The organism is Calothrix sp. UHCC 0171, assembly GCF_034931845.1.
Lineage (GTDB): Bacteria > Cyanobacteriota > Cyanobacteriia > Cyanobacteriales > Nostocaceae > Brunnivagina.
On the sequence record NZ_JAYGHN010000010.1, the window covers coordinates 7,926 to 19,935 of the forward strand.

10 protein-coding genes are annotated in these 12,010 nt (G+C 40.2%); 5 read left to right on the plus strand and 5 right to left on the minus strand.

All coding sequences use genetic code 11. The annotated features are described in order from the left end of the window. Window positions 1-119: 119 nt before the first annotated feature. Both VB733_RS09905 and VB733_RS09910 read right to left on the minus strand, forming a co-directional pair. Window positions 120-482: a hypothetical protein gene (locus VB733_RS09905; RefSeq protein ID WP_323339924.1), complete on the minus strand. Its 363-nt coding sequence runs from the start codon at window positions 480-482 to the stop codon at window positions 120-122. Between the two features lie 123 nt (window positions 483-605). Continuing rightward, the gene (locus VB733_RS09910) at window positions 606-1,247 is read right to left on the minus strand and encodes a hypothetical protein (RefSeq protein ID WP_323339925.1); all 642 of its coding nucleotides are present in this window, start codon (window positions 1,245-1,247) and stop codon (window positions 606-608) included. A 105-nt stretch (window positions 1,248-1,352) separates the two neighbouring features. On the opposite strand from VB733_RS09910, the gene VB733_RS09915 reads away from it, so the two are divergent. After that, window positions 1,353-1,502 carry a hypothetical protein gene (locus VB733_RS09915; protein WP_323339926.1) on the plus strand — a complete coding sequence of 50 codons (150 nt, stop codon included), beginning with the start codon at window positions 1,353-1,355 and terminating at the stop codon, window positions 1,500-1,502. A 9-nt stretch (window positions 1,503-1,511) separates the two neighbouring features. Here the strand turns inward: VB733_RS09915 and gcvT are convergent, their stop codons facing one another. Continuing rightward, window positions 1,512-2,645, minus strand: coding sequence for a glycine cleavage system aminomethyltransferase GcvT (gcvT, locus tag VB733_RS09920; protein WP_323340055.1), 1,134 nt, complete (start codon window positions 2,643-2,645; stop codon window positions 1,512-1,514). A gap of 696 nt (window positions 2,646-3,341) precedes the next feature. Here gcvT and VB733_RS09925 point away from each other — a divergent pair. Both VB733_RS09925 and ggt read left to right on the plus strand, forming a co-directional pair. Further along, the gene (locus tag VB733_RS09925; RefSeq protein ID WP_323339927.1) at window positions 3,342-4,460 is read left to right on the plus strand and encodes a DJ-1/PfpI/YhbO family deglycase/protease; all 1,119 of its coding nucleotides are present in this window, start codon (window positions 3,342-3,344) and stop codon (window positions 4,458-4,460) included. A 380-nt stretch (window positions 4,461-4,840) separates the two neighbouring features. Further along, complete coding sequence (ggt, locus tag VB733_RS09930; RefSeq protein ID WP_323339928.1) at window positions 4,841-6,601, plus strand: gamma-glutamyltransferase; 1,761 nt, start codon at window positions 4,841-4,843, stop codon at window positions 6,599-6,601. 26 nt (window positions 6,602-6,627) lie between these two features. Here ggt and VB733_RS09935 read toward each other — a convergent pair whose 3' ends face one another. Together VB733_RS09935 and VB733_RS09940 are read right to left on the minus strand one after the other, a co-directional pair. Further along, a complete protein-coding gene (locus VB733_RS09935) occupies window positions 6,628-6,840 on the minus strand; it encodes a hypothetical protein (RefSeq protein WP_323339929.1) in 213 nt (70 codons plus the stop codon). A 371-nt stretch (window positions 6,841-7,211) separates the two neighbouring features. Continuing rightward, window positions 7,212-7,808, minus strand: coding sequence for a DUF1802 family protein (locus tag VB733_RS09940; protein WP_323339930.1), 597 nt, complete (start codon window positions 7,806-7,808; stop codon window positions 7,212-7,214). A gap of 107 nt (window positions 7,809-7,915) precedes the next feature. Between VB733_RS09940 and VB733_RS09945 the strand changes: the two genes are divergently transcribed. Continuing rightward, window positions 7,916-8,878 (plus strand): aldo/keto reductase, encoded by a 963-nt coding sequence (locus VB733_RS09945; protein ID WP_323340056.1) that lies wholly within the window; start codon window positions 7,916-7,918, stop codon window positions 8,876-8,878. Between the two features lie 512 nt (window positions 8,879-9,390). Continuing rightward, window positions 9,391-11,976: a GAF domain-containing protein gene (locus VB733_RS09950; protein WP_323339931.1), complete on the plus strand. Its 2,586-nt coding sequence runs from the start codon at window positions 9,391-9,393 to the stop codon at window positions 11,974-11,976. Window positions 11,977-12,010 lie beyond the last annotated feature (34 nt).

Genomic DNA, 12,010 nt, shown 5'->3' on the forward strand with positions numbered 1-12,010 from the left:
TATGACACGGAGATTTAGAGACGCGGGGAAGCGGAGAAATTTTAATTGTAAGCGATTAGCCAAACATGATATTAAAGACCAGGGATGAGGTGGTAACGAAGATATTTTCCTTGGCGAAATTACGCGGGTTGTGCTTTTCCTGACCGACAATAATTGTGGATACCTATTTTGAGGATATACAAAGCAACTGGAACTGCTAAAGATGCCGGAGGGGGTAAAAATCCGGCAACTAGATTTAATAAACCGAGAAAATCCTCTGCGGGTTTACTACAGACAGCATCCCGATATCTGTTGGCGAAGTCTGCTAAATCAACTTGGCGGAATGTGGCTTCACCGCTTTGTGTTAATAATTCCGAGAAAGCAGCTTCCAGATTACCATCATATTTAGCGATCGCATCTAGCCCTACTTTCACATCTGCATCTGGGTAATTGACAAGTTGGCTCTGATATTCTTGCAGTTCTACTGGTGTAATTAAAGTCATATGCTGATTGTGGGGAATGAATAGAAATAGATATTTGAATTTGAAAAAGGATGCAATACCTTACCTTGCACCCTCAAACAGAAATTTTCACTTAGTTGTTATTTGTTACACAAGTAGAATCTATCACTTTTTCAAAACAACGTTAAATGAATTTAAATACCCAGCAATACTTTTTGTTAAAAACTGTTTCTGCCTTTTAGTAGTGACAACCATTACCTGGTATAAACGTCCCTCGGCAAAATACATGCGGTTCTTAGTAATCTTGCCACCAGAATTAATGTACTCAATTTCCCGCCCTGGATGCCCATTAGAACTACGGATACTTCTATGATTGAGCAACTCACTCTGGGTTGTTTTTAATGCCATCTCTTGAGCATTTTTCAGCACCTCTTCGGGGTCTGCCATTTGCCCATAGCTATCCGGGAAATCATTAAAGGCGACAACATAGGCAACATCTTGCTTAGGAGGTTGGGCAACAAATACCTGAAGATTAATTTCCCCCATAAATGTTTTTTGGGTTTGGGCTGTCACCTTTGGTTTTCCAGGCATCAAAACACTAAAACGCCCATCGGGAGCATTAAATAGCTTCCATCGGTACTGTTCCATTAGTGCTGCATCGGCTTTGGCTCCTGGCTTGGTTTTCGGACGTGGCGAGCGAGCTTCTACATTGGCAAAATTAGCACATATGAGAACTGCGGTTAGCAATGGTAGACAACCACGAATATATTTTTGCGATCGAAGTTTGGTAAATGGTACTAGTGTCATATATTTGGCTTATGGTGATGCGTATATCACTTAGTTTGCCACTCCCTTCACTCTAACGGCAAAAAGACTGGCGACGACCAACCAATCTAACAAATCATTTGCAAAATGCCTGTAATAACTGCCGAAATTACCACTTTACAGCCATTAGTACAGTTGGCGATCGCATCTTCTCTACGGATTTATTCGGAGAAATCTAAGGTATTCATAATTACTTTTCGTTTTGTATGTGTAATTTTGCGGAGGTGCTTTTTTTAGCTCACTAATTCAGTTGATTAAGCGGGATTTTGAACGGTAGAAGGGGCGCTTAACTACTGTTGCCGGGTATTTTTTGCCGCGAATTTCTACCTCTAGTAGTTGTCCTGCGATCGCAATTTCTGTGGGAACATAGGCTAAGGCGACGGGATAGCCTAATGTGGGGGATAAGGAACCACTGGTAATTTCCCCAACTACTTTACCTTCATGCCATACTTGATAACCATGTCTGGCTATATTTCGCCCTGGCATTTGCAAACCAATCAGTTTCCGTTTGACACCTGCGGATTTTTGCTGTTCTAATACGTCTCTGCCAATAAATTCCCCTTTATCAAGGTGAACTAACCACCCCAAACCGGCTTCTAAAGGTGTTGTGGTATCATCGATATCTTGACCGTAGAGAGCCATCGCGGCTTCTAGCCGTAGGGTATCTCTAGCACCCAGTCCGCAGGGTACAACATTAGCTTTAATCAGATTTTGCCATAGTTCTACACCCGTTTTGGGGTCAAGCATAATTTCGCAGCCATCCTCACCCGTATAACCAGTCCTAGCAATAAATGCAGTCTTTCCGAGTATTGTTGCTTCCAGATGTCCAAAGGCTTTGATGGCGGATAAATCTTTACTCACAAATTTTTGCAGTATTTCCACTGCTTTAGGTCCTTGGAGAGCAATTAATACTTTTTCTTGGGTAACATCTTGGAAGTTGATGCTGTTGGTGTCGAGATGTTCTAGTAACCAGCCTTTATCTTTGGTGCAGGTGGCGGCATTGACAATTAATATACCTTTTTCTACCCCTATACTAATTTCACCTTGGTAGTAAAAAATAATGTCATCAATAATACCACCTTCAGGATTAAGCAAAACGCTGTATTGTGCTTGTCCTGGTTGTAGTCTACTCAAATCTGACGGGACAAGTTTTTGTAATTGAGCAACTAAATTCCTACCTTGGAGAGTAAATTTACCCATGTGGGAGATATCGAACATCCCGACATTATTTCTGACGGCTTCATGTTCGGCGGTAATACCAGAAAATTGTACAGGCATGTCCCAACCGCCAAAGCCTGTAAATCTGGCTTTCAGTTGTTGAGCTAGGGGGTAGAGGGGGGTTTTCAGTAAGGTTTCGGTGTTTTCGGGATGGTTTGCCACGGATAGTTTTGATTGGGGTGTTATGTTGTTGTCAATAACTTTATACCGCATGGGAAGGGTAAAGAGAGCAAAAGGCTCATTTATACTCGCTCATACTTTAGATATATAAAACATGTAGATAATATGTATCGATGGGGCGACGAGATATAAACAGATTTCTCATATTTTGGTAAATTTTAATTTTCAAAATCTGCGGATTACTCTATTAATGCTCAGTTAAATATTGATTTGATGATTATTTTCAAAAAAATATTCTTGAAGAAAAATATTTAAACAATATATCTATCTCAAGAGCGAAGAATGATGAAGATTAAATATCTATGATCATAAGTAATTTAGTAGACGATTTTAATCGTTAATTAGCTCCGGCAATATTGTTTTGGTCTATAAGTTTCAAAATACAAAGCTTATGCTTTATTAATTACTAAAATCATAGTATTCATCAAAATAAATTTTGGTTCAAAGTATGACTTGGCAGTGATTACAATCATTCACTGTCAACTGTTCAAACTGAAATTGATACTTAGTATCTTTTAACTAAATATTATTAGTAATTTATTATTGTTTTTTAATGGTTATAGCTTGTATATTTGGAGACTAAAGTAAATATGTGAAATCAATAAATAGACGAAATTTAATACTTTGTTGATTATAAACTTGCACCTAAACTTCAACTAATTACCTGGTAGACAAATTATGACTTTCAACAATAATCGCAAACTCAAAAAAGTAGCAATTCTGATTGAAAATGATGTCGAAGATGCAGAATTTCAAATCCCATATAACGGGTTAAAACAAGCGGGAATGGATGTAGTTGTTCTTGGCGCTCGCATGAATGAAACCTACAAAGGGAAACGCGGGAAAGTATCCATACAGCCCGATGGTACAACAACAGAAGCGATCGCAGCTGAATTTGACGCAGTTATCATTCCCGGCGGGATGGCACCCGATAAAATGCGTCGCAACGTGAATACAGTACGTTTTATCAAAGAAGCGATCGCTCAAAACAAATTAGTTGCTGCCGTTTGTCATGGACCTCAATTGTTAATTGAAGCTGATTTACTCAAAGGTAGGAAAGCAACCGGGTTTATTGCCATTCGTCAAGACATGATTAATGCTGGCGCGAACTACACTGATGAACCTGTAGTTATCGATGAAAACTTGATTACCTCCCGTCAACCTGGAGATTTAGCCCTGTTTACCACAGCAATTTTAAGTCGCTTAGGTTATGGTGGCAAAGATGCAGGATTGCCCGATGAAAGCGATATCTTCCAGCAACCACTAGGCGATCGCAATGTAGAATGGTGGAAACTAGCAGATGCTTGGGGTGGTTCTACCAAGGGTGAAATCGTCAAAGGTTTGAATACTGCATTGGCTGGCGAAAAATATTCCCTGGAAGCACTGCAAAAATATACTGAAAAAGAGTCAGATACCGAAATTAAATTAGCCTTTCAAGAAATCATTACCAACAAACAACGCCATATCCCAGCCTTGGAAATGCGACTCAATCAACTTGGCGAAAAACCCTCATTGGCTGCTAATATTGCCAACCAATATGCCAAAGTCAAAGCTGCCCTCACAGGAAGCGATGATATCTTTCAGTTACGTTCTGCTTTAGGTGATATACAAACAGGTATTGGTGATATTGGCAATTTGATGCTAGCATTTACCGACCCCATCACAACCGCAATTTTCACAGATATCCACAACGACTTAGTGATGTCGGAACAACGACTAGTAAATTTGTATAGGGCAAAGGTAGGAGATAAAGTTAAATCAGCTAATCCAACTACAGGTACCTCTGTAAGCATGTAGATTTTTGGGAAATTTTGTAAAACTAATCTTTCGGCGTAGAGCAAGTAAACAACAGATGTTCTACGCTTTTTTTCGTGTTTAGTTATCTTTTGTTTGGATTTCTAATATTTGTGTATTTATATATTTGTCATTTTGATAATTTTTGATAATTTCCTGACTTTAAATGTAATGATTTGCCTCAAAAAGTTCCCTCAAAAAGTCATATCATGTCGGCTAGTCACTATTGATTAAAAATTTTTCGTATTACTCAATCTCCCCATCTCCGCGCTAGTTTTAGCGTAGATGTAGATATTTAAGTGAGCCTGGTATCATATAATGCGTGTCTTATGAAGATTCATTTCACAAATGTCTCGATAACTCTAAAATAAAATATCTCAATTATGTATGTATTGAAGCAGTTTACTCAGGTTAGCATCACTGCCATTTCCTTTAGCATATTTTTCTACAATCAAGTTACCAATCAAATTGCATCAGCTGCTTTCCCAGCACCTCTTCGCAGCAAACAGGGAATGGTGACATCAGCCCATCCTTTAGCAAGCGATGCGGGTTTACTAATGTTGAAAAAAGGTGGTAATGCAGTCGATGCCGCAGTGGCGACAACATTTGCAATATCAGTAGTGGAACCATTTTCCGCAGGAATTGGTGGAGGTGGATTTTTGCTCATACACCAAGGAAAAACCGGAAAAATTGCCGCCCTAGATTTTCGTGAACGTGCCCCAATTAAAGCCAGTCGAAATATGTATTTAGATGCTCAAGGTAAAGTCCGTGAGAATTTAAGCACTAATGGGCATTTAGCTGTGGGAACACCAGGAACAGTAGCGGGTTTATATGAAGTGCATCGAAAGTACGGCAAACTCCCTTGGAAAGAGGTTGTACAACCTGCGATTGTTCTTGCCCAAAATGGTTTTATCCTGGCACCTAAAATTACCCCTCGCTCAATAACAACACAAGAAGCGAGAAAAAAAGTTATACTTGCCAATCCCGCAGCCAGAAAGATTTTTACCCGTAATGGTGATTTTTATCAACCTGGTGAAAAGTTAATTCAGCGCGATTTGGCAAAAACTTTAACGGAAATTTCCCAAAATCCCCAAAGTTTTTATACTGGGAGAATTGCCAAAGCCATTAGTGCAGATATGGCGAAGAATGGCGGCATAATTAATTTAGCTGATTTAAAAGCATATAAACCAATTTGGCGCAATCCTATTTGTGGTGATTTTCGTAATCATCAAGTGTGTTCGATGCCACCTCCATCATCTGGTGGAGTACATTTATTGCAGATATTAAATATTATTGGGAATACTGATTTAAAAGTATGGGGATGGCGCAATCCCGACGCACTACATTTGCTTGTAGAAGCCATGAAAATTGCTTATGCAGATAGAGCTAAAGTTTTAGGCGATCCTGATTTTGTTAAAGTTCCCGTCACCCAATTAATTAGTCCAGCATATGCCAAAATACGACGACAGCAAATCGATATGCAACGGGCAAAACCAGCCAGCGAGGTGAGAATTTGGAGAGAGAAAAGAAAAGAGAAATGGAGCAATCCCAAATTTTACGAATCCCAGGAAACAAGTCACCTTAACGTTGTCGATGCTGAACGTAATGCCATTAGCTTAACATTTACAATCAATACAGGATTTGGCGCGGGAGTCGTTGCCGAGGGTACGGGAATACTGCTAAACAACGAAATGGACGATTTTGCCATAGCTCCAGGAGTACCAAATTCATTCGGCTTAATTGGTAACGAAGCAAATGCGATCGCACCTCGTAAAACCCCTCTTTCGAGCATGACACCTACTATTATCACCGAAAATGGCAAACTGCGGATGGTGACGGGAACACCAGGAGGTAGCACCATTATTACTCAAGTATTACAAGTTGTTCTCAACGTTATCGAATACAAAATGGATGCGAGTACAGCAGTTTCTACACCTCGGATTCATCACCAATGGTTCCCCGACGAATTACGTGTCGAACCCTGGGGGCTTGATGCGATGACACTACAAGAGTTGCGACGACGCGGACATAATATCGTGGAAAAGCCAGTTTGGGGTAATGCAAATATTATCTTAGCTAATCCTGATGGTTCCCTAGAGGCGGCAACAGATTCCCGTGGAGAAGGAGAAGCCAGAGGATTTTAAATTGTTCAGAATTAATTATCTACAACTTAAAAACTGGGAACTATTTCCCAACCTTCTTTTAACAACTTTTGAAATGTTGCTAAACCTTTAGAGGTTTCTGCCATTCGATAATCGGGTATTGCATACTGAGGAAATGCGGTATAAGGTTGCCACGATTCGTGTGGTGTAGTCTGTAAATGCAAAATTTTATTTCCCTTTTCTTCACCAGACTTTCGTAACCAACACATCCGTTTTTGCATGGCTAACTCCTAATATTGAGATTGAAATCAGGAAATTCGTAAATTTGTATTTTTTACACGATGAGTTGACATTAGATGCAGAATACAAATTGCAAGGTCATATATCCCTACAACCCATGTCTAACCTATTATTTAATATTGAATAAAATTAACAGATGTACAGTTACAAAAGTCACAAAATCGTCATTTAAATAATGTTATTGATGGCTGAAATAATTACGATAAAATCCACACATAAATGGCGAACAAAGGAGAATACAGAAGAAAAAGAATAATAACTGAACCTGAATTCGAGAACAAAAAAGGGCAAATATACTTTTGCCCGTACCAAAAATTGGATTGGGAATAAATGCAAAATATTTTGAGAATATTTACGTTATGCTGCTGTAAATTTTATTGCCAACAACAGTACGAATATTTATGACCATATTGCTATATTCAGAATCAGATAAAACAGGTTGTGAATTCTGCAAATTGATAGTTCTTTCTAGATCAATCCAAGATTTACAACCACCATATTTTTCCTTATAGGGAATCTCTTCTACATGACAGAGTTTATACGTACGTAGAAGTAATATAAATAACGGTTGACTAGCTTTCCATTTCAAGCGATCGCAAATAAAATTATCGTTCCAAATATGAAACGGCAATAGCTGATTAACTACATCTTCGTCGCTAATAGGCAAAACATCAGTAATTTGAGCAAAACTACTAATTTTGATAGTTTCTGGATGCCAACCAGATGTCACAGGACATACTCGGTTAGCATATTCTGGCTTCAATAAAAACGGTTGTTGATGCTCATAGGTGGGATACAACAAAACTTGCTCGTGGGCAACTTGAAAAACTCCTCCTCGCTCGTGAATACCACCTTTGCGGAGGAGCATAATTGTATTTCCAGTTTCTAAAGCTTGAATTGCGATCGCCCATTCTTTGAGGGCATGACAGGTACTAGTCAATTCGTCCATAAATATCTACTGTGACTCTGATTTTATTGAATATGGAGTTAGGTAGACTTAAACACTATCTAGAGCATTATCTAGGGAAAGAACATCGAAATAAATTTGGGAAAAATATGGAAAAGCGACGCTTGGGAACATCGGACGTGCAAATTACACCCATCTTGATGGGAACTTGGCAAGCTGGTAAACGGATGTGGGTTGGTATCGAAGATACAGAATCCATCAAAGCGATACGAACTGCCTACGAAGCAGGTATTACCACTATCGATACAGCAGAGGTTTACGGCGAAGGACATTCCGAACGGATTGTTGCCTCAGCCTTAGCCGATGTCCGGGAGAAAGTAGAATATGCTACCAAAGTTTTCGCTAACCATCTTAAGTACAATTTAGTTATTGAAGCTTGCGAGAATTCACTTAAAAACCTCCAAACTGATTACATCGATTTGTATCAAATTCACTGGTCTTCTGGCTCCTTTGGTTCGGAAATTGTCCCGATTGAGGAAACTATGCGGGCTTTAAACGACTTGAAAACCCAAGGGAAAATTCGAGCGATCGGTGTTTCTAATTTTTCTCGTGCCCAACTCGAAGCAGCCAGCCAGTACGGACGGATTGACAGTTTACAACCACCCTACTCTTTATTTTGGCGCTACGTGGAAACCGATGCCATGCCCTATTGTATCGAGCAGCAAATATCAATCTTAGCTTATTCACCCCTGGCGCAAGGCTTACTAACAGGTAAATTTGCCCCAGGACACAAATTTGCAGTCGGTGATAACCGTACCGATAATAAATTATTTCAGGGCGACAATTTTGCACGTGCCCATCAAGCTTTAGAAAAACTTCGTCCCATTGCCAAAAGTCATAATTGTACACTGGCAGAAATTGCGATCGCCTGGCTCATATCTCAACCACAAACTAATGCCATTGTTGGCGCGCGTCATGCAGAACAAGCATTAACTAATGCCAAAGCCGCAACCCTCAAACTTTCCCCTCAGGAATTACAACAAATTGATGCGATTGGGCGTATTGTTACTGATCATTTAGACAATAATCCCGTTATGTGGAACTGGAGTTAAATATTCAGCGACCTGCACTGTATGCTAGGCATACAGTGTAAAAACAAACAATTAAAACAATTCGCAATTCGCAATTCGCAATTCGCAATACTCGCAGAGCGAGAAGCTAAAGCTACGCAATTCGCAATTACGCTTTGTGACGGGGATTTTTACCCCGACACAAAACAAGCTGTCTGTAGAGACAGGGGAATTAAACCCCCAGGCTTTGTTAAAATCTTCTATCTTCCCTTTTTTGCTTTCCTCCTTTTGTCTTCCTCCTCTCCATAGGATGACGCTTTGTTCATGACAGATTACACTGTGATAACGGGAGCTAAGGTTGCTAAAAACAACACCCGTATATATGAAATGGCATTTTTGAAGATTAGTCAGGAGTCAGAAGTCCCTTATCGGGAAGTAAGCTAACAGATTTACCCTATGGGTAAGCTCGCCTACATGCTAAAATTTGGCTCCTGAATACTGAATTCTTCCTTGTTAAACATTTCTTTAATCGAATCCTATATCAAAAGCTAATTATGTCTCTCGAACAAATTAGTTGCGGTGAAACTGCCAATTTAGTAATTGATGCTGAAAATCAGGGAAACCGCGACTTGCAGCCTCAAGCTGCACCAGTGGGTGCCCTTGCCAAACGGCAGGGAACTATTTCTACCTTTCTAGCTCCGCTCACTCAAGATACCTTTAAACAGGTGGTCACGGAAGTTGAGCAAAAGTTGATGATTGTGAATCAGACCCTATCGATGCTGGATTCGCAAGGGTTTGAAACAATTCTTCAAGAAATGTTGCATTCGATCACTCTCAAAACCGGAGAGTTATTGGGGGCTGACCGGACAACAATATTTTTGCTAGATGAGGAAAAGCAAGAACTCTGGTCAATAGTGGCTGAAGGAGAAGGTGACAAGTCTTTAGAAATTCGCATCCCCGCCAATAAGGGTATTGCTGGAGAAGTTGCCACAAATAAACAAGTTATTAATATACCTTTTGATTTTTATAACGATCCCCGTTCTGTTTTTGCCCAGGAACAGGAAAAACGTACGGGATACCGTACCTACACAATGTTGGCATTACCACTACTTAACGACCAAGGACAGTTGGTTGCTGTAGTCCAGTTGCTAAATAAATTAAAATCTAACCATCACCCAAATGCACCGTTAGCAGACAGAATTGACATCAACGGATTTGCTGAGGCTGATGAACAACTTTTTCAACAATTTGCCTTATCCATCCGGTTAATTTTAGAATCATCTCGCTCCTTCTATGTAGCAACGCAAAAACAACGGGCGGCGGCGGCTTTAATGAAAGCGATTAAATCCCTGTCCCAAAGTAATCTCGACCTTGAAGATACCCTGAAACGGGTAATGGACGAAGCTAAAGAGTTAATGAATGCCGATCGCAGTACATTGTGGTTGATAGACCGAGATAAAAATGAACTCTGGACGAAAATCACCCAAGACAACGGTTCAACTAGAGAACTGCGAGTACCCATGGGGAAAGGATTCGTCGGACAAGTCGCCGCTTCCGGCAAAACTCTGAATATTCCCTTTGATTTATATAATCATCCCGACTCTGATACTGCCAAACAACTCGATCAGCAAAACGGCTATCGTACCTGTAGTTTACTCTGTATGCCAGTATTTAACGCTGACAAAGAGTTAATTGGTGTCACCCAGTTAGTCAATAAAAAGAAATCAGGGGATTTTGCTACCTATGACCCCAGACAATGGCCCAAAGCCCCCGAATGCTTCCAAGCTAGCTTCGATCGCAACGACGAAGATTTTATGGAAGCCTTTAACATCCAAGCTGGGGTGGCGTTACAGAATGCCAAATTGTTTGATACTGTCAAACAGCAAGAACAAATGCAGCGCGATATTTTGCGAAGTCTTTCTAATGGGGTAATTTCCACCGATAAAGTGGGTAATATTATTGCTGCCAATGAAAGCGCCAAGCGAATGCTAGGCTTGGATAGTGAAGATCGACTGGAAGGTAAATCAATTACTGAATTGATTGCTATTAAAGAAGGTGATTTCAGCAAGTGGTGTCATGACGCTTTAAAGGCAGTTGACATCAAATATACCCAACAATATTACCCCGATCGCACGTTGTTAATGGGTGGGGAAGAAGAGCATAGCATTAACCTGTCGATTAACACTATTGCTGACGCGAGTGACAATCAACAAGTCCGTGGTGCGCTGGTGGTAATGGAAGACATCAGCGATGAAAAGCGTCTCAAGAGTACCATGTACCGCTATATGACGCAGGAATTGGCAGAGGAATTACTCAAACTTGATGATGCTAAATTAGGAGGCGATCGCAAAGAAGTTTCGATTTTGTTCTCGGATATTCGTGGTTACACAACTTTGACAGAAAATCTTGAAGCCGAAGAAGTTGTGAGTATGCTCAATGAATACTTTGAGTCAATGGTAGAAGCTGTATTTAAACACAAAGGTACTCTCGATAAATATATTGGAGATGCCATCATGGCGGTATTTGGTTCGCCCCTTCCCCTGGAAAAACATGCTTGGATGGCGGTACAAACATCCCTAGAAATGCGCCAACGCTTACGGGAATTTAACCAACGTCGTCACGCCAGTAATAAACCTCGAATTGATATTGGGATTGGCATTAACTCAGATACAGTCATTAGCGGTAATATTGGTTCCAGCAAGCGAATGGAATTTACTGCCATTGGAGATGGTGTCAACTTAGGTTCGCGTTTGGAAAGTGTCACCAAACACTACAGTTGTGACATTATCATCAGTGATAATACCTTTAAACCTTGCCAAGACAATATTTGGGCGCGGGAACTCGACTATATCCGCGTCAAGGGTAGAAATGAACCTGTAGCAATATATGAATTAGTTGGTTTGCGAACTGATCCGATAGATGGGAAAAAGTTGGACATCATTGAGCATTATCATAAAGGGCGGGAATATTATTTAAATCGCCAATTTACCTTTGCCAAAAACGAATTTAGCAAAGTTATAGATATCGAACCCCAGGATCATGCGGCAATGCTACATATGCGACGCTGTAAACATTGGTTACAAAGTCCTCCTTCCGATGCCGATTGGGATGAAGGTGTGTGGACATTCAAAGATAAATAAATAAATCAATAAATAATTTTATATATGGGGGTGT

Coding starts and splice junctions, on each gene's coding strand:
- VB733_RS09905 (WP_323339924.1), bottom strand. CDS start 482: ATGACTTTAATTACACCAGTAGAACTGCAAGAATATCAGAGCCAACTT.
- VB733_RS09940 (WP_323339930.1), bottom strand. CDS start 7,808: ATGGACGAATTGACTAGTACCTGTCATGCCCTCAAAGAATGGGCGATC.
- VB733_RS09910 (WP_323339925.1), bottom strand. CDS start 1,247: ATGACACTAGTACCATTTACCAAACTTCGATCGCAAAAATATATTCGT.
- VB733_RS09915 (WP_323339926.1), top strand. CDS start 1,353: ATGCCTGTAATAACTGCCGAAATTACCACTTTACAGCCATTAGTACAG.
- VB733_RS09950 (WP_323339931.1), top strand. CDS start 9,391: ATGTCTCTCGAACAAATTAGTTGCGGTGAAACTGCCAATTTAGTAATT.
- ggt (WP_323339928.1), top strand. CDS start 4,841: ATGTATGTATTGAAGCAGTTTACTCAGGTTAGCATCACTGCCATTTCC.
- VB733_RS09925 (WP_323339927.1), top strand. CDS start 3,342: ATGACTTTCAACAATAATCGCAAACTCAAAAAAGTAGCAATTCTGATT.
- VB733_RS09935 (WP_323339929.1), bottom strand. CDS start 6,840: ATGCAAAAACGGATGTGTTGGTTACGAAAGTCTGGTGAAGAAAAGGGA.
- VB733_RS09945 (WP_323340056.1), top strand. CDS start 7,916: ATGGAAAAGCGACGCTTGGGAACATCGGACGTGCAAATTACACCCATC.